General features: G+C 71.6%; 12 protein-coding genes. 10 read left to right on the plus strand and 2 right to left on the minus strand.

Features of this window, described 5'->3' with window-relative positions:
- Window positions 1-120: 120 nt before the first annotated feature.
- On the plus strand, window positions 121-2,235 hold the full coding sequence (locus tag F6B42_RS02740) for an acyl-CoA dehydrogenase family protein (protein ID WP_150418051.1): 2,115 nt from the start codon (window positions 121-123) through the stop codon (window positions 2,233-2,235).
- A gap of 308 nt (window positions 2,236-2,543) precedes the next feature.
- On the opposite strand, the gene F6B42_RS02745 is transcribed toward F6B42_RS02740, so the two are convergent.
- Window positions 2,544-3,116: a DNA-3-methyladenine glycosylase I gene (locus F6B42_RS02745; RefSeq protein ID WP_150418052.1), complete on the minus strand. Its 573-nt coding sequence runs from the start codon at window positions 3,114-3,116 to the stop codon at window positions 2,544-2,546.
- 94 nt (window positions 3,117-3,210) lie between these two features.
- Here F6B42_RS02745 and F6B42_RS02750 point away from each other — a divergent pair, with 94 nt between their 5' ends.
- The 9 genes from F6B42_RS02750 to F6B42_RS02790 all read left to right on the plus strand — a co-directional run bounded on the left by F6B42_RS02750 (window position 3,211) and on the right by F6B42_RS02790 (window position 20,743).
- Complete coding sequence (locus tag F6B42_RS02750) at window positions 3,211-5,568, plus strand: ATP-binding cassette domain-containing protein (RefSeq protein ID WP_150418053.1); 2,358 nt, start codon at window positions 3,211-3,213, stop codon at window positions 5,566-5,568.
- A 161-nt stretch (window positions 5,569-5,729) separates the two neighbouring features.
- Window positions 5,730-11,801 (plus strand): Ig-like domain-containing protein, encoded by a 6,072-nt coding sequence (locus F6B42_RS02755; RefSeq protein ID WP_150418054.1) that lies wholly within the window; start codon window positions 5,730-5,732, stop codon window positions 11,799-11,801.
- A 68-nt stretch (window positions 11,802-11,869) separates the two neighbouring features.
- Window positions 11,870-12,844, plus strand: coding sequence for an AAA family ATPase (locus F6B42_RS02760; protein ID WP_150418055.1), 975 nt, complete (start codon window positions 11,870-11,872; stop codon window positions 12,842-12,844).
- Window positions 12,841-14,196: a DUF58 domain-containing protein gene (locus F6B42_RS02765; protein ID WP_150418056.1), complete on the plus strand. Its 1,356-nt coding sequence runs from the start codon at window positions 12,841-12,843 to the stop codon at window positions 14,194-14,196. Before F6B42_RS02760 ends, F6B42_RS02765 begins: the two co-directional genes overlap by 4 nt.
- Window positions 14,193-16,490: a transglutaminase-like domain-containing protein gene (locus F6B42_RS02770; RefSeq protein ID WP_150418057.1), complete on the plus strand. Its 2,298-nt coding sequence runs from the start codon at window positions 14,193-14,195 to the stop codon at window positions 16,488-16,490. Before F6B42_RS02765 ends, F6B42_RS02770 begins: the two co-directional genes overlap by 4 nt.
- Window positions 16,487-16,870 carry an FHA domain-containing protein gene (locus F6B42_RS02775; RefSeq protein ID WP_150418058.1) on the plus strand — a complete coding sequence of 128 codons (384 nt, stop codon included), beginning with the start codon at window positions 16,487-16,489 and terminating at the stop codon, window positions 16,868-16,870. Before F6B42_RS02770 ends, F6B42_RS02775 begins: the two co-directional genes overlap by 4 nt.
- Window positions 16,867-17,685 (plus strand): PP2C family protein-serine/threonine phosphatase, encoded by an 819-nt coding sequence (locus F6B42_RS02780; protein WP_150418059.1) that lies wholly within the window; start codon window positions 16,867-16,869, stop codon window positions 17,683-17,685. The genes F6B42_RS02775 and F6B42_RS02780 overlap by 4 nt, the downstream gene beginning before the upstream one ends.
- Window positions 17,685-19,004 carry an FHA domain-containing protein gene (locus tag F6B42_RS02785; protein ID WP_150418060.1) on the plus strand — a complete coding sequence of 440 codons (1,320 nt, stop codon included), beginning with the start codon at window positions 17,685-17,687 and terminating at the stop codon, window positions 19,002-19,004. Before F6B42_RS02780 ends, F6B42_RS02785 begins: the two co-directional genes overlap by 1 nt.
- Window positions 19,001-20,743, plus strand: a complete 1,743-nt coding sequence (locus F6B42_RS02790) for a serine/threonine-protein kinase (protein WP_150418061.1) — start codon at window positions 19,001-19,003, stop codon at window positions 20,741-20,743. Before F6B42_RS02785 ends, F6B42_RS02790 begins: the two co-directional genes overlap by 4 nt.
- 32 nt (window positions 20,744-20,775) lie before the next feature.
- On the opposite strand, the gene F6B42_RS02795 is transcribed toward F6B42_RS02790, so the two are convergent.
- Window positions 20,776-21,237, minus strand: coding sequence for a dehydrogenase (locus F6B42_RS02795; RefSeq protein ID WP_191089245.1), 462 nt, complete (start codon window positions 21,235-21,237; stop codon window positions 20,776-20,778).
- Window positions 21,238-21,278: the final 41 nt, after the last annotated feature.

Raw genomic sequence — 21,278 nt, forward strand, 5'->3', positions numbered from 1 at the left:
GCCCCCGCGCAGACGTCGCGCGCACTTGTTGTGCGGATCAGCCAACGCAGTTGGGTGAGCGTTGTGGGAGTCCTACCGTGGACGGGTAACTCCGATCCTTCCGACGTCGAAAGGCACGTGATGACCGACGCCGCTGTTCGCCCGCAGAAGCCCGCGACCGCACCCCGCACCCCCGCCGGGGGTGCTCCGACCGCTGCCCACACCGCCGACGAAGCGCACGAACCGCGCATCGACATCGGCGGGGTGACCGATCTGCTCCTGGGCACGTGGGCGAAGACCCGGCGCGAGGCGCGGGAGATGATCAAGGATCCGGTGTTCTGGCAGATTCCGGGCGAGCCGATGGCCGAGCATCGGGAGCGCATCCTGAAGCAGTTGCACCTGCTCGTCGAGCGCGGCGCCTCCGGGCGGGCCTACCCCGAGGAGTACGGCGGCGGCGGCGACAACGGAGCGAACTTGGCCGGCTTCGAGGAGCTGGTGCTCGCCGACCCGAGCCTGCAGATCAAGTCGGGCGTGCAGTGGGGACTGTTCGGCTCGGCGATCCATCAGCTCGGCACCAAGCCCCATCACGACGCGTGGCTGCGCGACGCGATGGAGATGCGTCTGCCCGGAGCGTTCGCGATGACCGAGACCGGCCACGGCTCGGATGTCGCGGCGATCGGCACGACGGCGACCTACGACCCGGCGACGGAGGAGTTCGTCATCCACACGCCCTTCCGCGGCGCATGGAAGGACTATCTCGGCAACGCGGCGGTTCACGGCAAGGCGGCGACGCTCTTCGCGCAGCTCATCACGAACGGCGTGAACTACGGCGTCCACTGCTTCTTCGTCCCCCTCCGCGATGACGAGGGGAACTTCCTCCCCGGCATCGGCGGCGAGGATGACGGGGTCAAGGGCGGCCTCAACGGCATCGACAACGGTCGCCTGCACTTCGACCGGGTGCGCATCCCCCGCTTCAACCTGCTCAACAGGTATGGCGACGTCGCCCCCGACGGCTCGTACACGTCGGCGATCGAGAGTCCCGGTCGCCGGTTCTTCACGATGCTCGGAGCCCTCGTGCAGGGCCGCGTCTCGCTCGACGGATCCGCGACGACGGCGTCGGCGCTCGCGGAGTACATCGCCATCACCTACGCCAACCAGCGTCGGCAGTTCGACTCGGGCGCGGGAACCGACGAGGTGACCCTCCTCGACTACGGACGGCACCAGCGTCGTCTTCTGCCCCGTCTCGCGCAGACGTACGCGCAGTACTTCTCGCACGACGAGCTGCTCCAGGCGTTCGACGGCGTCTTCTCGGGCCGTACCGACACCCCCGAGGGGCGCGAGAACCTCGAGACCCTCGCCGCGGCGCTCAAGCCGCTGTCGACGTGGAACGCGCTCGACACGATCCAGGAGTGCCGTGAGGCCTGCGGCGGCCAGGGGTTCCTCGCCGAGAACCGCATGGTCGACCTCCATCACGACCTCGACGTCTACGTCACGTTCGAGGGCGACAACAACGTGCTTCTCCAGCTCGTCGGCAAGCGGCTACTGAGCGACTACGCGAAGCGGTTCCAGGGGGCGGATGCCGCGGCGCTCGCCAAGTTCGCCGCGGTATCCACCGCGGAGCGCGTCTTCCACGGCGCCGGGCTCCGCCAGCTCGGGCAGTCGGTCGCCGATTTCGGTCTCACCTCGCGCTCGGTGGAGCTCGGTCTGCGGGCTGACCAGCAGCACGAGCTCCTCGCCGGGCGCGTCGAGCAGATGGTGGCCGACGTCGCCGCCGCGCTGCGCCCGGCCGCGAAGCTCTCGCAGGACGAGGCCGCGGCGCTGTTCAACACGCATCAGTCCGAGCTCCTCGACGCGGCGCGCGCGCATGGCGAGCTGCTGCAGTGGGAGGCCTTCGCCGAGGGCATCAAGCGCGTCGAGGACGACGGCACGCGGCAGGTGCTCGTGTGGCTGCGCGACCTGTTCGGCCTGACGCTCATCGAGCGGCACCTCGCCTGGTACCTGCTGAACGGCCGCCTCTCCGCGCAGCGGGCGGGCTCGGTCACGCGATACGTCGATCGGCTCTGCGCTCGGCTCCGCCCGCACGCCCAGGATCTCGTCGACGCCTTCGGGTTCGCGCCCGAGCACGTGCGCGCGCCGATCGCCTCGGGTGCCGAACGCGCCCGTCAGGACGAGGCGCGCAGCTACTACGCCGATCTCACCGCCTCCGGCGAGGCGCCGGTGCCCGAGAAGAAGGCGGCGAAGGCCCGCGCGAACTAGCCGGGCGGCCAGGTCCGGCATCCCGGTCCCTTACGGCCGGTTCTCAGGACGAAGCGGGGGTACGGGCCGGTGGCGGCTGTGCCCGGTGCCGTTTCTCCTGAGAACGGACCGGCACGGCTGGCGGAGAGCCGCAGGCGCGGAGGGAGGGGTCGGACGTGCGGGCGCCTGCCTCCCGGGCGGCCCTTTCGGCCGGTTCTCAGGACGAAGCGGGGGTACGGGCCGGTGGCGGCTGTGCCCGGTGCCGTTTCTCCTGAGAACGGACCGGCACGGCTGGCGCAGAGCCGCGGGCGCGGGGAGGGGACGCGTGCTCAGCCGGCGCGATGGCAGCCGACGAGGTGGTCGTCGACCATGCCGCCGGACTGCATGAGCGCGTACATCGTCGTCGGGCCGACGAATCGGAAGCCTCGCGTGCGCAGCGCCGCGCTCATGGCGGTGGATTCGGGCGTGACGGCGGGGACGTCCGCGAAGCTTCGCGGCCGGGGGCGGCCCGGTGCCGGCGCGAATGACCACATCAGCTCGTCGAACGCACCGGGGGCCAGCTCGAGCAGGAGGCGCGCGTTGCCGATCGCGGCCTCGATCTTGGCGCGATTGCGGATGATGCCGGCATCCAGCATCAGTCGTTCGACGTCGTCGCCATCGAAGGCCGCCACGCGAGCGGGCTCGAATCCTGCGAACACCTCGCGGAAGCGGGGACGCTTGCGCAGGATGGTGATCCAGCTGAGGCCCGCCTGGAAGCCCTCGAGGCTGAGCTTCTCGAACAGCGCCCGGTCGCCGTGGAGCGCGCGACCCCACTCCTCGTCGTGGTAGCGGCGATACTCGGCGTCGTCGCCCACCCAGCCGCAGCGCGCGAGGCCGTCGGGTCCGAGGATGAGGTCCGGCATCCCGTCAGGCTAGCCGCCGGCCGGGGGACGAGGGGGACGCGCGGATGTCGGCATCGCACGCCATGATGAGAGACGACCGACAGGAGGGCCCGTCATGGCCGCGGCATCCGACGACCACATCGCCGACGCGCACGACACGATCCGGGTGCGGGGCGCCCGGGCGAACAACCTCACGGGGGTCGACGTCGACATCCCCAAACGCCGCCTCACGGTGTTCACCGGCGTGAGCGGGTCGGGAAAGTCCTCGCTCGTGTTCGGCACCATCGCCGCCGAGTCGCGCCGACTCATCAACGAGACGTATCCGACGTTCATCCAGCAGTTCATGGCGCAGATCGGGCGCCCCGATGTCGACGCGCTCGAGAACATCAGCCCGGCGATCATCGTCGACCAGGAGCGGATGGGCGCGAACGCGCGCTCGACCGTCGGCACCGCCACCGACGTGCACGCGATGCTCCGCATCCTCTTCAGCCGCCTCGGCCAGCCCTTCGTCGGATCGCCGCAGGCCTTCTCGTTCAACGTCCCATCGGTGTCGGGCGCCGGCGCCGTCACGATCGCCGTGGGCAAGGACAAGGGCAAGAAGGAGCGCCGCTCGTTCGAGATCACCGGCGGCATGTGCCCGAACTGCGAAGGCCTCGGCGAAGTCAGCGACATCGACCTCGACGAGCTGTTCGATCGCTCGAAGTCCCTCGCCGGTGGCGCGATCAGCGTGCCGGGCTACAGCCCCGACGGGTGGATGGTTCGCGGGTACAGCGAGTCGGGACTCCTCGACGCCGAGAAGCCGATCGGCGAGTACTCCGAACGGGAGCTGCAGGACTTCCTCTACAAGGAGCCCACCAAGGTCAAGATCCAGGGCATCAACATGACCTACGAGGGACTCGTCCCCAAGGTCACGAAGTCGATGCTGCAGAAGGATCGCGACGCGCTCCAGCCCCACGTCCGGGCGTTCGTCGATCGCGCGGTGAAATTCATGCCGTGCCCGGAATGCGACGGCACGCGACTCAACGAGGGTGCGCGGTCATCGAAGATCCAGGGTGTGAGCATCGCGGATGCCGCAGCCATGCAGATCACCGATCTCGCCGCCTGGCTGGCCACCGTCGACAGCCCCGAGGTCGCGCCGCTCATCGACGCGCTCCGGAGCGCCGTGAGCTCCTTCGTCGACATCGGGCTCGGCTACCTCTCGCTCGACAGGTCGTCGGGCACGCTGTCGGGTGGGGAGGCGCAGCGCACGAAGATGATCCGCCACCTCGGGTCGAGCCTCACCGATGTGACCTATGTCTTCGACGAGCCGACCGCCGGTCTGCACCCCCACGACATCCAGCGGATGAACCGGCTCCTCGAGGGGCTGCGCGACAAGGGGAACACCGTGCTGGTCGTCGAGCACAAACCCGAGGTGATCGAGATCGCCGACCATGTCGTCGACCTGGGGCCCAGGGCCGGGCGGGGCGGCGGCCGGATCGGCTTCACCGGCGACGTCGCCGGTCTCCGGGCATCAGACACGCTCACCGGCCGTCACCTCGATCACCGCGCGCGGCTGAAGGATGCCGTCCGCGTCCGGACGGGAGCGCTCGCGATCCGCGGAGCCGACCAGCACAACCTGAAGAAGGTCGACGTGGATGTGCCGACCGGCATCCTCACCGTCGTCACCGGCGTCGCCGGGTCGGGGAAGTCGTCGCTCATCCACGGGAACCTCCCCGGCAGGACCGGAGTGATCGTCGTCGACCAGTCGCCCATCACCGGCAACCGGCGCAGCAGCCCCGCGACCTACACCGGCATGCTCGACGCCATCCGATCGGCCTTCGCGAAGGCGAACGGCGTGAAGCCGGCGCTCTTCAGCGCGAACTCGCAGGGCGCGTGCCCCGCGTGCAAAGGGCTCGGCGTCATCGTGACGAAGCTCGGCATCACCGCTTCGGTCGAGACCCCGTGCGATCTGTGCGAAGGCACCGGATTCAGCGCCGAGGTGCTCGAGTACACCCTGAACGGCAAGAACATCGCCGAGGTGCTCGCCCTGAGCGCGGCCGAAGCGGCCGAGTTCTTCACATCCGGTCCGGCTCGCGCCACCCTCGGCCGGCTCATCGACGTCGGCCTCGGCTACCTCACACTGGGTCAGGCGCTCAACACTCTCTCGGGCGGCGAGCGGCAGCGCCTCAAGCTCGCGATCTCGATGGCGAACACGGGCGCGGTCTACGTCCTCGACGAGCCGACCACGGGCCTGCATCTCGCCGACGTCGACAACCTCCTCGCGCTGCTGGATCGCCTCGTGGATGCCGGCAACACCGTCATCGTGATCGAGCACCACCAGGCCGTGATGGCCCACGCGGACTGGCTGATCGACATCGGCCCCGGTGCCGGCCACGACGGCGGTCGCGTGGTCTTCGAGGGCACGCCGGCGCAGCTCGTCGCGGACGGCGACACCCTCACCGCACAGCACCTGCGCCGGTACGTCTCCTCCTGACTCACATCGGCGCGTCGATGCACATGGGGAGAACTCCCCATGTCAAGCGTGACGGGCCGGTCGACGCCTGACGTAGGGTTGACTCGCAGTTTGGTCCAGTGCGCGCCCGGTTTCTTCTCGGAGCTCGACGCCGCGCACTCGCCCGGGGGGAGCCGAGCACGATGAAATCCGCAGCGTGGCTGCGCGCACGTCCGCGCACGCTGATCTCGACCGGCATCGTCACGATCGCCGCCCTGACCGTCGGCACGCTCGCGGTCGCCTACGAGGGCGACCCCACCACCGAGGTCGACCTCCACGACGGCGGCGTCTGGGTCACCAAGCAGTCGAGCCTGCTCGTCGGGCACTTCAACAACGAATCGCGCGTCCTCGACGGGAGCCTTCGCACCGCGACTGCCGACTACGACATCCTCCAGTCCGGCGCACGGGTCATCGTCGTCGACGCCGACGGGTCGGCGATGTCGGCGGTCGACCCCGCCCAGGTCGTCCTCTCCGGAACGGCCGAGGTGCAGCCGGGAGCGAGCATCGCGCTCGGCTCCGACACGGTGTCGGTGCTCGACGCCGCCGGTGATCTCCGGACGGTCCAGTTCGCCGGCGTGAACGGCTTCAGCTTCGACGGGAACGATCCGATCGCCGAGCTCGGCGACGGCGCCGCTGCCACGGTCGGCACGGACGGCACGATCTACGCCGCCTCCGCGGCGGGCGCCTCGCTCTACGCCTACGCTCCGGTCGGCGACGGCACCGTCGCGCAGACCGCGGAGCGCGACCTCCCGGGCGTCGCGGAGGACCACCCCCTCGCGATCACGTCTCTCGGCCGCGTCCCCTTCGTCCTCGACGAGGAGACATCGACCCTCTTCGGCGGCGACGGGAGTCAGACCTCCCTGCCGAGCGAGGCGCGTCTGCAGCGGCCGTCGAACTCGACGGACGCGCTCACCGTGAGCACCAGCAGTGCTCTGCTGCGCGTGACCCCGGGCGGACAGACGACGACGATCGACGCCGGCGCGGAGGGCGTGGCGGCCGAGCCCGTCTTCGTGGGCGGCTGCGCCTACGGCGCCTGGTCGGGGTCGGGTATGTTCGTCCGCGACTGCCCCGGCGAGGCCGACGACGTCGTGCAGCAGATCGAGGGCATCGAGCCCACCGCGCAGCTCGAATTCCGGGTGAACCGCGACGTCGTCGTGCTCAACGACGTGTTCGGCGGCGCCGCCTGGCTCGCCAGCGAGAACATGCAGCGCGTCGACAACTGGCCCGACATCACTCCCCCCGAGGGCACCGGTGACGAGGAGCAGGAGACGACGGAGGAGACCGTCGAGACGGCTCTCCCCGAACGCAGCGAACAGAACACGCCGCCGATCGCGGTCGACGACCAGTTCGGTGTGCGCCCGGGCCGCACCACCGTGCTGCCGGTGCTCTTCAACGACACCGACGCCGACGGCGACGTCCTCGTCGCCTCGGCGACGAGCGATCCCGCCTTCGGCGAGATCTCGCAGATCCAGAACGGCGGGGCGCTTCAGATCGCCGTCCCCGAGGACGCCTCGGGGTCCACCTCGTTCACCTACACCGCCGATGACGGTCGCGGCGGGCAGGCGTCCGCCACCGTCTCGCTGACGGTGCGCGACTTCGACGTCAACTCCCCGCCCGCGCAGCAGCGCGTGACGCCGGTGACGGTGGAGGCGGGAGGCACCGCCTCGTACAACGTGCTCACCGAGTGGATCGACCCCGACGGCGACGACATCTTCCTGAAGTCCGTCGTCACGGACGGCGGCGACGAAGCCGACTTCACCTCGGACGGCCAGATCACCTACCGCGCGATCGGCGCCGTGCAGGGGCGCAAGGACGTCCCGATCATCGTGTCGGACGGCACCGACGACGGCCCCGGTGTCCTCCGCATCGATGTCCGCCCGCCGGGGACGACGGTACCGGTGACCAACGCCGATCACGTCGTCACGCGCGTCGGCCAGTCGGTGACGGTCTCGCCGCTGACGAACGACACGAGCGCCGGCCGCGAACCCCTCCGCCTCACCCGGGTCGACGACGTCGAGGGCGCGACGATCCAGACCGACTTCGCCGAGCAGACCTTCACGTTCTCCTCCGACGTCGTCAACACCTACTACGTCGACTACCTGGTCTCGTCGGGGCCGAACAGCGTTCCCGGCCTCGTGCGCGTCGACGTGCTGCCGGCCGCCGACACCGATCTGCCGCCGGTGGCGGTGCGCGATGTCGCGCTCCTGCCGACGGGTGGCGACGTGCTCGTCAACGTCCTCGGCAACGACACCGATCCCGCCGGCGGCATCCTCGTCGTCCAGTCGGTGACGTCCGATTCCGAGAGCGGCGTCAACGCCGCCGTCCTCGGGCACGAGACCGTCCGCATCACCGACCAGGGCTCGCTGAGTCAGCAGACGCGGGTGTCGTACACGATCTCGAACGGCAAGCAGTCGGCCACGGGCGAGATCGTCGTCATCCCGATCCCGGCACCCGAGCGCCTGCGGCCTCCGATCGCGAACAACGACACCGCCGTCGTCCGGGTCGGCGACGTCGTCACGATCGATGTGCTCGCCAACGACTCGCACCCCAACGGCGACAAGCTCACCGTCGCGCCCGACCTGATCCCGCCGCTCATCGACGAGGCCGACGGCCAGATCTTCGTCTCCGAAGACAAGCTCCGCTTCCGCGCCGGCCCCGAGGCCAAGACCGTCAACGCGACCTACGAGGCCGTCGACAGCACCGGCCAGCGCGCGGGTGCGTACGTCACCATCCAGATCCTGCCGATGCAGGACGAGGCGAACGCCGCGCCGCGACCGCGCGACCTGACGGCGCGCACGCTGAGCGGGTCGCGCGTCACGATCCCCGTGCCGCTCGACGGCATCGACGAGGACGGCGACTCGGTCGAACTGACCGGTATCGCGAGTTCCCCGGGCAAGGGGCGCATCGTCGAGACCGGATCGAACACGTTCGTCTACGAGGCCTTCGACACGAGCGTCGGCTCGGACTCCTTCACCTACCGGGTGCGCGACCGCCTCGGCAAGGAGGGAACCGCCCGCGTGCAGGTGGGCATCGCGCCGCCCGAGACGACGAACCAGGCCCCATACGCGGTGAAGGACTCGGTCATCATGCGCCCCGGCCGCCAGGTGGCGGTCTCGGTGCTCGAGAACGACTCCGATCCCGACGGCGACCTCTTCGGTTTCGCAGCCGACGCGCTCGAGATCCCCGACGTCCCGGGCCTGGATGCCGAGGTGTCGGGCGAGCAGGTCATCATCACCGCTCCGCCCGAGCCGATGAACACCAGCATCCAGTACACGATCGAGGACGCCCGCGGCCTCCAGGCGACCGCACCGGTGCAGATCACGGTCGAGGAGGACGTGCCGCTCCAGCGGCCGATCGCCCGCGACGACCGCGTGCGCGCCGAGGACGTCGATGAGAACGGCGTGGCCGAGGTCGCCGTCCTCGACAACGACGACGACCCCGACGGCACGCGAGCCGCCCTCGAGGTGACCCTCGGTGAGGGGGCGGAGAACGCGACGCTGCTTTCCAGCAAGTCCGTCAGCGTGCAGCTGACGGAGGCGCGCCAGCTCATCACGTACTACATCACCGACGAGGACGGCCTGACGGCCGCCGCCTTCATCCACGTGCCGTCCCTCACCGAGCTGCCGCCGAGCCTCATCTCGACCGAGCCCCTCGTCGTCCAGAGCGGTGAGACGGTCGACCTGCCCCTCGCCGAGTACGTCCGGGCATCGGGCGGGCGGACCGTCGTGGTGACCGAGGCCGAGAAGGTCACGGCCGCACACGCCAACGGCGGCTCGCTCATCAAGGACGAGCAGACCCTCACCTACACCTCCGCGGCCGACTACTTCGGCCAGGACGCGCTCACCTTCGAGGTGACCGACGGCGCCGGGCCCGACGACCCGAACGGTCGCAAGGCGACGCTGATGATCCCCATCACGGTCACCCCGCCCGACAACCGTCCGCCGACCATGACCGGCGCACAGCTCGACGTCGCGCAGGGCGAGGATCCCCGCACGCTCGACCTCGCGGCTCTCGCGTCGGATCCTGATCCCGACGACGCCGGCAACCTGGAGTTCGATCTCGCCGGCGGCACACCCGCGGGCATCAGCGCCTCCGTGGACGGCTCGGTGCTCTCGGTCTCGGCCGACACGACGATCCAGAAGGGCACGACCGTCTCGCTGCAGGTCAGCGTGACCGACGGTGAGTCCGACCCGGTGACCGCGGCGATCGCGGTGACGGTGACGGCATCGACGCGTCCGCTGGCGACGGCCAACGACGACGTCATCACCGAGGCCGACCAGGGCGCCACCATCTCGGTGCCCGTGCTCGACAACGACGTCAACCCCTTCCCCGAGACACCGCTGAAGGTCGTCGGCGCCTACACCGAGACGACGGGTGCCGACGCCATCGTCTCCGGCGACCGCGTCGAAGTGACGAGCCGGTCGGACTTCGTGGGCACGCTCGTCGTCCGCTACCGCATCGCGGATGCCACGAACGACCCCGACCGCGAGGTCGAGGGGCACATCCGCATCACCGTGCAGGGGCGTCCCGACGCTCCCGGCAAGCCCACGGTCACGAGCGTCGAAAGTCGCACCGTCGTGATGTCGTGGTCGCCGCCGATCGACAACGGCACGCCGATCACGGGGTACACCGTCACGTCGACCTCGGGTGGGTACACGAAGGCCTGCCGCTCGACGACCTGCACCCTCGACGGTCTGACGAACAACGTCGAATACAACTTCGTCGTGACCGCCACCAACCGCGTCGGCGAATCGGACCCCTCGCTGCCGTCGGAGACGGCCCGTCCCGATCAGCGTCCGGAGACGCCCAATCCGCCGAGCCTCGTGTTCGGGGACCGCAGCCTGCAGGTCTCGTGGACGGTGCCCCGCACCGAGGGCTCGCCCGTCGAGAGCTACAGCCTCCAGATCTCGCCCGCGCCGCCGAACGGCGTGGCGGAGAAGACCGGCGTCACCGGCACCACCATCACGTGGGACGGCCTCCAGAACGGCATCTCGTACCAGGTGCGCGTCCGCGCCCACAACCGCGCGCCCGAGCCCTCGAGCTGGAGCGTGTGGTCGCAGGCGATGGTGCCGGCCGGCAAGCCGGATGCTCCGAACGCGCCGAGCACGCAGCGCCTCGATCCCGTCGGCAACCGCTCGCAGATGCAGGTGTCGTGGAACAAGCCCGCGACCAACGGCGACGAGATCGCCGGGTACCAGCTGAACGTGCAGCGTGGCGGATCGGTCGTCAATACGATCAACGTGCCCGCCGGGCAGACCAGCCAGGCGGTCACCGTCGACACCTCGACGACCGACTACACCTTCACCGTCCGCGCCCAGAACAAGGCCGGCTGGGGCGAGTGGAGTTCACCGTCCGCGCCGCGCCGTGCCTTCACGCCGCCCGGCGCGCCGACCGGGGTGGCCGCGACCGAGGGTGACAACCGTGTGGGCGTCACGTGGACCGCGGGTCCCCTCAACGGCGCGAACGCCGGCGAGGTCCGCTACGAGTACTCCGTCAACAACGGCGGCTGGCGCAGCGACTGGGCCGGCGGCGGCAACGGCGGATCGGGCACGATCGGCAACGGTCAGGTCAACAACAACGGCTCGTACTCGGTGCGGGTGCGCGCCATCGCCAGCGCCGACGGGTCGACCTACACGAGCGATCCCTCGGGAGCATCGAACCAGGTGGCGCCGTACGGCCAGATCGGCAACCCGTCGGCCAGCGCGACGCGCGACGGCAACCGCGTCACGCTCTCGTGGTCGTCGCCGGCACGGAACGGCCGGGACATCACCACCGAGATCCGCATCAACGGCGGCGGGTGGCAGCGGGTCGATGCGAGTGGCACGAACAACCGTGGCGACGTCGGCTGGAGCAGCACCCAGTCGATCGAAGTGCGCACGAGCGCGGCGGGCAGCAACACGACGTCCGCCTCCGCCTCGGTGCGCACGCCGGATCAGCCGCCGCCGCCCCCGGCGCGCGCGTGGGTCGAGAAGGGCACCCCGGTCGGCGGCTGCGTGAACGGCTGCTTCCGCCTGCGCGTGCACACGTCCAACTTCCCGGGCGGCAGCTACAACGTCGACTGCTACGACGCGGGACGCAAGTTCAACACGTGGAGCGGCCCGTACAACGTGCCGTCGAACGGAACGTTCGAGCTGCAGTGCTACATCGGTGCGGACGGTCGCGACATCTACGCCAAGATCGTCGGCTGGGGTGACACCGAGCATGCGCCCTGGTGATCGGCGCGTCGGCACGATCGCACGGAAGACCCGCGGACCCCACCCCTCATGAGGAACGAGAACGAACGATGAGCATGACACCCGAACAGGCGGCCTGGTTCCGGGAGACCTTCACGCGCCTGATCGACAACGTCGACACCGCGGTGCTCGGCAAGCGCGAGGTCGTCGCGCTCGTCCTCTCGGCGATGCTCGCCGAGGGGCACGTGCTGCTCGAGGACGCGCCCGGCACGGGAAAGACGAGCCTCGCGAAGGCGATCGCGGCCAGCGTTCAGGGCACGTCGAACCGCATCCAGTTCACGCCCGACCTGCTGCCCTCCGACGTGACGGGTGTCACGATCTACGACCAGGCGAACAAGCGGTTCGAGTTCCACCGCGGGCCGATCTTCTCCTCGATCGTCCTCGCCGACGAGATCAACCGCGCCTCGCCGAAGACGCAGTCGGCCCTGCTGGAGGTCATGGAGGAGTCGCGGGTCACCGTCGACGGCGTCGCCCACGAGGTCGGTCGTCCCTTCCTCGTGATCGCGACGCAGAACCCGATCGAGCAGGCCGGAACCTACAAGCTCCCCGAGGCCCAGCTCGACCGCTTCATGGTCAAGACCTCGATCGGCTATCCGACGCTCGCCGTCTCGGAGCGGATCCTCGTGGGCGCCGTCGACCGCAACCCGTCGGCGGGACTGAAGCCCGTCATCACGACGCGCGCGGTCGGCGAGATGGCCGACCTCGCCTCGACGGTGCACATCGACCCCGTCGTCGCCCGCTACGCCGCCCAGCTCGTGGAGGCAACGCGCGACGCGCCCACCACCCGACTCGGCGTCTCGGTGCGCGGGGCGATCGCGATGATCCGCATCGCCAAGGTCTACGCCGCCGCGCAGGGCCGGCACTACGTCGTGCCCGATGACATCAAGCTGCTCGCCGTCCCGGTCTGGGCGCACCGCCTGGTGCTCGACCCCGAGGCGGAGTTCACCGGCACGACCGCCGAGTCGGTCATGACGAACGCCCTCGCCGACGTCGAGGCGCCCCTGGCGCGGGCAGACGCTCGATGACGACAGCCCCGGCGGCCGAGACGACGGCCGCGAACACCGCAGCCGAGACGACGGTCGGGCGGACCGTGACGGTCGGGTCGACGACACTGTCGGCGGATGCCGCACCCGTCACCGCGGTCGCGCCCACGCGCGTCGAGGTGGTGCGCGAGCGACTCGAGACGTGGTGGGGCGTCACCCGCCGTGCGATCGCTGTCATCACCCGGACCGTCCGCCCGCTCGGCTGGGTGCTCCTGGCGGCGACCGTCGTGCTGTGGTGGGTGGCTCTGGCCTTCGGATGGCAGGAGATGATCATCGCCGCCGTCGTGCTGACGGCGATCGTCGTGCTGAGCGTGCCGTTCCTCTTCGGCGGCACCGCCTACGACGTCGAGCTCGACCTGACCCGCACGCACGTCGTGGTGGGCGAGCGCGCCATCGGCGGGCTGTCGCTCGTCAACAGCACGTCCCGGTCGATCCTGCCCTCCCGCGTTGTTCTGCCGGTCGGCTCGGGCCGCGGCGAGTTCGATGTGCCCCGGCTGGCGCCGAAGGCCGAGCACGACGAGCTGTTCGCCATCCCCACGACCGCGCGCGGTGTCCTCGCGGTCGGCCCGGTGAGCGTGCTGCGCGGCGACCCCCTCGGTCTCTTCGAGCGCAGCAGCGACCGCCGTCAGGCCGTCGACCTCTACGTCCACCCCCGCACGGTCGCTCTCGAGGGACTCTCGCTCGGTCGCCTGCGCGACCTCGAGGGTCTGCCGTCGACGCAGCTCGCGAGCGACGACGTGTCGTTCCACGCCCTTCGCGAGTACCAGCCGGGGGACGACCTCCGGCACGTGCACTGGAAGTCGACCGCGCGCGTCGGCGAGCTGATGATGCGGCAGTACGAGGAGACGCGCCGCTCGCACTTCGTGCTCGGGCTCTCGACCCACCCGTCGGACTACGACGGCGCCGAGGAGTTCGAGCTGGCCATCTCCGTCACGGGGTCGCTCGGCCGACGCGCTCTGCGCGACTCGCGGATGCTGGAGGCCCGCACCCAGCGCGGCCCGCTCCGCACCGACGGCGGCCGCCGCCTCCTCGACTCCCTGTCGGCGCTCGACTACTCCCGCCCCCGAGACGGCGGCATCGTCGCCCTGGCCGGGACCATCGCGGCCGAATCGCACGCGGCCGCCATCGTCGTGCTGATGTGCGGATCGGGTGCCGCCGCGGCCGAGCTCAAGCTCGCCTGCGCGCGGCTGCCCCAGGGCGTGCGCACCCTGGCGGTCGTGACCGATTCCTCGGTCGACTCGCCCCTCCTCCGGCGCGTCGGCGACGCCGACGTGGTCAGGATCGGCGCGCTCGACCAGCTCGCGCCCGCCATCCGCAAGGTGCTCTCGTCATGACCCTCGTCACCCGCCGCCTGATCCTCGACCTCACCGCGGTGGCGCTGCTGCTCGCCGTCGCCGTTGTCGGCTTCGGACCGACCTTCGACGGGCCGGCCCACCTCGTCGCCGGATTCGGCGCGATCGTCCTGGGCCTCGGCATCGCCTGGCTGTGCGCGTGGCGCCGGTGGGGGATCCTGCCGGCGGCGGGCCTGACCGTCGCCGCCTACTTCCTCTTCGGCGGCGCGCTCGCGCTTCCCCAGACGACCGTCCTCGGCGTCATCCCGACCCTCGACACGTGGAATCAGCTCGCCGTCGGCGCCATCCAGTCGTGGAAGCGGCTGCTCACCACCGTCGCCCCGGTCGCCCCGTACGACGGGCACCTCATCGTCCCGTTCCTGCTGACCCTCGTCGCGGCGGTGCTCACGGCATCCCTCGCGCTGCGCCTGCGGCAGGCCGCGTGGAGCCTCATCCCCGTGACGGCGTTCCTGACGGGCCAGATCCTCCTCGGCATGACCGAGCCCGCCGTGCCGATCGTGCAGGGCGTCGTCTTCGCCGTCGTGGCCGCCGTCTGGCTGGCGCTGCGCCAGGCGTGGGACCCGAACAATGCGGCCGTCCGCATCGAGCCGACGGACGTCTCGGACGCGCAGACCGTTCGCCATTCCCGCATCCGCCGACTCGTCTCGGGAGCCGCGGTCGTCGCGATCGCGGTCGGAGCGGGCGTCGCCACGGCGGCCTTCGCGAGCACCCCCACCACCCGGTACGTCCTGCGCGACATCGTCATCCCGCCGTTCGACGTGCAGCAGTACGCGAGCCCGCTGCAGTCGTTCCGCGGGCTCGTGCGCGACGACGCCGACACCGAGCTGTTCACCGTCTCGGGCCTGCCCGAGGACGGCCGCATCCGTCTCGCCACCATGGACGCCTACAACGGCATCGTCTACAACGTCTCCAACGACGGGGCGGGTTCGTCGAGCTCGTTCACGCCGCTGCGCTCGAACATGTCGCCGGATGCCGTCGGCTCGCCCGCCGAGCTCGACATCACCATCGGCGACCTCGGCGGCGTGTGGCTGCCCGATGCCGGGGCCGTCCGCAGCATCGAGTTCACCGGCGACCGTGCCGACGAGCTCCGGCGCACGGCGCACTACAACGACGCGACCGGGACGGCGGCGGTGACGGCGGGGCTCACACCCGGCGTCACCTACACCGTCGACGCGGTCATGCCCACCGTCCCGAGCGACGCGGCTCTCGCCGATGCGGAGTTCGCACCCATCAAGATGCCGCGGCAGGACGGCATCCCCGATGGCCTGTCGCAGGTCGCGACCGACGCGGTGGGCGACGCCGACACCCCGATCAAGCAGGCTCGCGCCCTCCAGACCTGGCTCTCGACCGACGGCTACTTCAGCCACGGGCTCGAGGACGACCCGTACTCCCCGTCGGGCCACGGCGCGGCGCGGATCACGAGCTTCTTCGGCGGCGACGAGATCATCGGCGACGACGAGCAGTACGCGGCCGCGATGGCGCTGCTCTCCGCTCAGCTCGGCATCCCGGCGCGTGTCGTGATGGGCTGGCGCCCCGACGAGGGCGCGCCGTCCGGCGACTTCGTGGCGACCGGCGACAACGTGCACGCCTGGGTCGAGATTGCCTTCGACGGCTTCGGCTGGGTCCCCTTCGATCCGACGCCCGACGAGGACAACGAGCCCAACGAGCAGACGACCACACCGCGCGCCAACCCCAAGCCGCAGGTGCTCCAGCCCCCGCCGCCCGCGCAGGAGCCCGCCGAGCTGCCCCCCGCGATCGCCAACGACCGCGATCAGGAGGACGAGGAGGAGGCCGGCTTCGACTGGATCGGCGCCATCCTCGCGCCGGTCGGCATCGGCCTCGGCGTGCTGATCGTCCTGTTCGCGCCGTTCGTGATCATGGGCGCCGTGAAGACCGCCCGGCGGACGCAGCGCCGGAACGCCGCGCGTCCGGCCGATCGGATCTCGGGCGGATGGGACGAGCTCGTCGACCGGGCCGTCGACCTCAATGCGCCGGTGACCGCCGGCGCCACCCGCACCGAGAGCGCCGCGATCGTCGGCACCGCTATGGCCCAGCCCGAGGTCACCGAGCTCGCCCGCTCGGCCGACGCGCGGGTCTTCGGTCCGGGCGATCCGACGGCGGAGGACGTCGACGCGTTCTGGCGCGAGGTGGACGCTATCGTCGTGGGCATGACATCGCGGGTCTCGGTCTGGCGGCGACTCGCCGCCCGGCTCAGCGTGCGGTCGCTGCGGCGTCGGCGTCGATCGGCGACGGCGCCGGAGGGGGTGGCCCGATGAGCGCGCTGCTGTACGACACCGAGCCCCTCTCCGGGGTGCCCCACCTGCACTCCGGGGCGCGCGCGACGCTGCGATGGGACGACGGCGCCACGATGGCGGTCTACGGTCGCACGGTCTTCGGCCGCGATCCGATCCGCGTCCCGGGCAGCGACACGGTCGTTCTGCGGGACGAGACGCTCACCCTGTCGCGGACGCATTTCGAACTCGTGCCGCTCGCCTCGGGCGGTCTGGCCATCATCGACAGGTCGTCGACGAACGGCGTGGTCGTCGACCGCGACGGCGGGCCGCGACCGCTCGTGGCGGGTCAGCCCATCGAGCTCCGCAGCGGCGACCGGCTGCAGCTCGGCGATCGGTGGCTGACCGTCGAGGTCGCGCGGTGACCGCTGTCGCCATCACCGTCGGGCACGGCGCAGCGACCCACCCGGGCCTGCGCGGTCGCGCGAACGAGGACGCCTACCTCGCCGCGTCGCCCATCTTCCTCGTCGCCGACGGCATGGGCGGACACGAATCGGGTGCGCGCGCCAGTGCGGCGGCGATCGGCGAGTTCCAGCGCTTCGTCGGGGCGTCCAGCGTGTCGAACACCGACGTGCGCCAGGCGATCGCCCGCGCGCGCGAACGTGTCGACGCCCTCGCCTCCGACCAGCGCGCCGCGGGCACCACGTTGACGGGCGTCGTGCTGACGCTCGTCGGCGACGCCGGGTACTGGCTCACGCTGAACATCGGCGATTCGCGCACCTATCGCTGGGCGCGAGGCGCCCTCGAGCAGGTGAGCGTCGACCATTCGGTCGTGCAGGAGCTCGTCGACGCCGGCGAGATGGACGCCCTGACGGCGGCCACGCACCGGCGCCGCAACGAGATCACGCGGGCGATCGGGGCGGGCAGTCGGGGCGAAGCGGATTTCTGGATGCTGCCGGCCGAGCGCGGCGACCGCATCCTGGTCTGCTCCGACGGCCTGTCGACCGAGCTCGACGACGAGCGCATCGCCCGCATCCTCGACGAGGAGCGCGAGCCGCAGGATGCCGCGCAGCGCCTGGTGCACGAGGCTCTGCTGCACGGGGGCCGCGACAACGTGACCGTCATCGTCGTCGACGCCCTGGGAGACCCCGGCGACGACGACTTCGACACGGTGCCCGCGGGCGGACGCGATGCCGACACCGACACCCGGCCGCGTGCGGCCCTGGGAGGGAGATCCTGATGGTCGAGGTCCGGTACGTCCCGGCGACGGGAACGGAGCCCTGGCGGGTCGCGCTGGCTCCGGCGACGGTCGTGGCGCTTCCTCCGAACGTGTCGATTCCGACGGTGGAGGCGGTGTGGCGCCGCCTCGGCGAGCGGGGCATCGGCGCCGTCATCGAAGCGCTGACCGGCGCGTTCGGAACGTCGCTCGCGGCGATCCCGGACTTCGTGCTGGTGATCGCCGAAGAGGGCGGCCTCCGCGTCGCTCTGCGGGGGCCGGTCGAACTCGTCGTCGAGACGGCGACCGAGCCCGTCGCGATCTCCGGCACCGGCGTCTCGACCTGGGTGGAGCGCTGGGTGCCCGATGCCCACCGCGCCACGGCGGTCTTCGGAGAGGGAGCTGACGACACGCTCGCGCTGCCCGTCGTGCAGGGAATCGTCGCCGCCGACGCCGTCGCGGTCAGTCTCGCGGCGATGCGCCCGCTGGCGCGCCCGGCGGCGGCGCCCGAGCCTGCGGCGCCCGAAGCCCCAGCGCCCGAACCGGCCGAGCCGGCCGGACCGGCCGAGCCCGCCGCCGATGCCGAAGCCGATGCCGGTGATCGGGAGCCCGCGGTCGACTCCGTGCCCGTCGCGCTCATCGTGCAGTCGGCCGAGCCCGCGCCGGTCGAGCCCGCGCCGGCGGAGACCGTCGTGCCGTCGACCGGCGAGACGGCCGCCGCCGACGACCACCTCGCGATCTGGGGCGAGACGATCGTGCGCGAGAGCCCGGCGCCGAACGAGGCGCCGTCCGACCCGCACGTGCCGCTGTCGCCCGAAGACGAGGCGACGATCGTGTCGACCCCTCCCGCGGTCGTGCCGATGGATGCCGCGGCCGCGCCGCGCGCGGGAGACCACGACGGCGAGACGATCGCCGTCGCCGACATCCGCGCGATGCGCCGGGGCGCGGCGGGCGATGCAGGCGCGGCGGTCTACGAGTCGACGGAGATCCCGGCGCCGCGGCGGCGCGGCCGCATCCGGATCTCCGACGGCCAGGTCATCGAGCTCGACGCCACCGTCATCGTCGGGCGCCGACCGCGTTCGCCCCGCGCGACCGGCGACGCCCTGCCGACGCTAGTCGCGGTGGAGAGCCCCGAGCAGGACATCTCGCGCAACCACCTCGAGATCCGCGCCGAGGGAGAGCACGTGCTCGCCGTGGACCTCGACACGACCAACGGCTCCGTGCTGCTGCGCGGGGGGCACGACCCGGTGCGGCTGCACCCCGGCGAGCCGACGATGATCGTGGGCGGCGACGTGATCGACATCGGCGACGGCGTCACGATCTCGTTCGAGGATCTCGCGTGAACGCCAAGCGACCGCCGGCGCCACCGCCCCAGCTGCCCGGCTTCACCTACCTCGAGCTGCTCGGCTCGGGAGGGTTCGCCGACGTCTACCTCTACGAGCAGCACCTGCCGCGGCGCAAGGTCGCCGTGAAGGTCCTGCTCCCGGAGAAGATGGCCGGGGGATCGGCCGAGCAGTTCACGGCCGAGGCGAACGTCATGGCCATGCTCTCGACGCACCCCGCGATCGTGACGATCTACCAGGCCGGCATCGCCGAGGACCGCAGGCCGTACCTCGTGATGGAGAACTGCCCGCGGCCGAACCTGCAGGTGCGCTATCGCGCGGCGGCGTTCTCGGTCGCCGAGGCGCTGCGGGTGGGCGTCCAGGTCGCGGCGGCCGTCGAGACCGCGCACCGCGCCGGCATCCTGCACCGCGACATCAAGCCGGCGAACATCCTCGTCACCGAGTACAACCGCCCCGCCCTCACCGACTTCGGCATCGCGACCACCACCGACGCCGCCGACGCGTCGGCGGCGATGTCGATTCCGTGGTCGCCGCCCGAGGCGTTCGGAGAGGGCCCCGACTCCGGCGTGCGGTCGGACGTCTACGCGCTCGGCGCCACCGTGTACACGCTGCTCGCGGGCAGGTCGCCGTTCGAGGAGTCGGGCGGGCGCAACGGCGCCGCCGACCTCATCACCCGCATCGAGACGACTCCGCTGCAGCCTCTCGACCGAGCGGACGCGCCCGCCTCCCTGCAGCAGGTGCTCGCCCGCGCGATGGCCAAGAGCCCCGGCGAGCGGTTCGACACGGCCGTCGCCTTCGCGCGTGCGCTCCAGCGTGTGCAGATCGAGCTCGCGCACTCGGTCACCCCGATCGACATCCTCGACGATTCGCCCGAGCCCGAGGAGGAGGACGACGCCGAGGGCGAGCTGACGCGCGTCCGCGGCATCGTCAGCATCGAGCCGACGACGGCGCCGCCGGCGGGTTCGACGCGTCGCAAGGACGCCGCGCCCGCGTCGGGCGGGGTCGGGTCGCCGTTCGCGCCCGGTGCCGGGTCGCCCGGCACGCCGACGGCCGGCTCGCCGTTCGCCCCCGGCGCGATCGACGACGCGACGGCCCTCCGTCCCGGGGGCGACCCGACCGTTCGCCGCCCGCGGACCGTGGCGCCGTCCGCGCCGCCGGTCGATGCCACGGTGCAGCGGCGGTCAGCCGCGCCGTCGCACGGCGCAGCATCCGCGAGCCCGGACGCGACGGGTGCCGCCGTCGCCCCGGCGACGACGGGTGTCGACGCCGCCCACGGCGCAGGAGCCGGCGTCGCCGGTGGGGCGGATCCCGCGCCGAAACGGTCGCGCACCGGTCTCTGGGTCGGGCTCTCGATCGGCGCCGCGGCGCTCGTCGTCGTCGCGATCGTGGCGGGCGCGACGCTCCTGCGGCCGCCGGCGGCTGCGGAGTCCGATCCCACGGCGACCCCGACCGGCGCGCCCCAGGATCCCCTCGCCGGGTTCGTCCCGAAGCTCGGCGACGTCGCGGGAACGGCCGCGGGAGCAGACGTGGTCTTCACGTGGACCAATCCCGACCCGCGCGAGGGCGACAGCTATCTCTGGTACCCCGTCACCCTCGACGGTGAGGCCGCGGCACCGCAGCGCGTCTCGGAGGCGACGGCGACGCTCCCCGCGGATGCGTCCGGCCGCACGTGCATCGAGGTGCAGCTCGTCCGCGAGAACGGCGGCGCGGGCGAGGCGACGCGCAGCTGCATCCCCTGAGCCCCGCCCCGCGAGTCCCGCTGGGTGCGGGATCAGACGGCGCGCGCGCCCAGGACCTTGACGATGATCGACCGGCGGCGGAGCTCCGCGATCGTGCGCGTCTCCTCGTCGGCATCGCGCCCGAGGGCATGCACGTCGGCGACGACGACGACGTCCCCCGCGGTCAGATGCCCGAACAGGCGCGAGAGGCGCTGCTCCCAGCTCTCGCCGATCTCGGGCGCCGGATGCCGGAACCCCTCGATCGGCACCCCGAACTGCGCGAGGGCGTCGCGCTGGGCCACGATGGTCGGCATGTCGTCGCGTGAGACGACGAGGCCGACGAGACGCGCACCGGCGGGACGGGCGGCCCACCAGGCGGGATTCGGCTGCAGTGCGGCGATGCTCGCCGGCAGCTCGCCGGCGTCGGCCACGGCCTCGGCCAGCGCGATCGTCTGCGACTCGGCGTAATCGGCCGGAGGCAGCGGGGTCCGGTCGTCATCGGTCGGCGTCGTCACGCTTCCATTGTCGCCGAACCGGTGCCGAATCCGACACGTCA

The organism is Microbacterium radiodurans (assembly GCF_008710705.1).
Taxonomy (GTDB): Bacteria; Actinomycetota; Actinomycetes; order Actinomycetales; family Microbacteriaceae; genus Microbacterium; species Microbacterium radiodurans.

Coding starts and splice junctions, on each gene's coding strand:
- F6B42_RS02750 (WP_150418053.1), top strand. CDS start 3,211: ATGGCCGCGGCATCCGACGACCACATCGCCGACGCGCACGACACGATC.
- F6B42_RS02785 (WP_150418060.1), top strand. CDS start 17,685: ATGGTCGAGGTCCGGTACGTCCCGGCGACGGGAACGGAGCCCTGGCGG.
- F6B42_RS02760 (WP_150418055.1), top strand. CDS start 11,870: ATGAGCATGACACCCGAACAGGCGGCCTGGTTCCGGGAGACCTTCACG.
- F6B42_RS02755 (WP_150418054.1), top strand. CDS start 5,730: ATGAAATCCGCAGCGTGGCTGCGCGCACGTCCGCGCACGCTGATCTCG.
- F6B42_RS02765 (WP_150418056.1), top strand. CDS start 12,841: ATGACGACAGCCCCGGCGGCCGAGACGACGGCCGCGAACACCGCAGCC.
- F6B42_RS02770 (WP_150418057.1), top strand. CDS start 14,193: ATGACCCTCGTCACCCGCCGCCTGATCCTCGACCTCACCGCGGTGGCG.
- F6B42_RS02775 (WP_150418058.1), top strand. CDS start 16,487: ATGAGCGCGCTGCTGTACGACACCGAGCCCCTCTCCGGGGTGCCCCAC.
- F6B42_RS02745 (WP_150418052.1), bottom strand. CDS start 3,116: ATGCCGGACCTCATCCTCGGACCCGACGGCCTCGCGCGCTGCGGCTGG.
- F6B42_RS02740 (WP_150418051.1), top strand. CDS start 121: ATGACCGACGCCGCTGTTCGCCCGCAGAAGCCCGCGACCGCACCCCGC.